Genomic DNA, 552 nt, shown 5'->3' on the forward strand with positions numbered 1-552 from the left:
GATCATGCCATTGACACGGTCATCCATTTTGCCGGGTTAAAAGCCGTTGGCGAGTCCGTTGCCAAGCCGCTGGAATACTATGACAACAACGTCAACGGGACGCTGCGTCTGGTGAATGCCATGCGCGCCGCTAACGTGAAAAACTTCATTTTCAGCTCCTCCGCGACCGTCTATGGCGATCAGCCGCAAATTCCTTACGTTGAAAGTTTCCCCACCGGCACACCACAAAGCCCGTATGGCAAAAGTAAGCTGATGGTTGAACAGATCCTGACCGATCTGCAAAAAGCACAGCCCGACTGGAGTATCGCCTTACTGCGCTACTTCAACCCGGTTGGCGCGCATCCGTCAGGCGATATGGGTGAAGACCCGCAAGGTATTCCAAACAACCTGATGCCTTACATCGCACAGGTTGCCGTTGGCCGCCGCGAGTCCCTTGCCATATTTGGCAACGACTACCCTACCGAAGATGGCACCGGCGTTCGCGACTATATCCACGTCATGGATCTCGCAGATGGCCACGTCGCCGCGATGGAAAAACTGGCGGGCAAACAG

Annotated in this window: 1 protein-coding gene; it reads left to right on the top strand. The window is 55.1% G+C overall.

Features of this window, described 5'->3' with window-relative positions; translation table 11 throughout:
* Window positions 1–552, top strand: a 552-nt coding sequence (gene galE / locus KQJ18_RS24360; RefSeq protein WP_216422999.1) for a UDP-glucose 4-epimerase GalE, incomplete at both ends; no start/stop codon positions are given.

This window comes from Citrobacter sp. S55_ASV_140, assembly GCF_018919505.1.
Lineage (GTDB): Bacteria > Pseudomonadota > Gammaproteobacteria > Enterobacterales > Enterobacteriaceae > Citrobacter > Citrobacter werkmanii.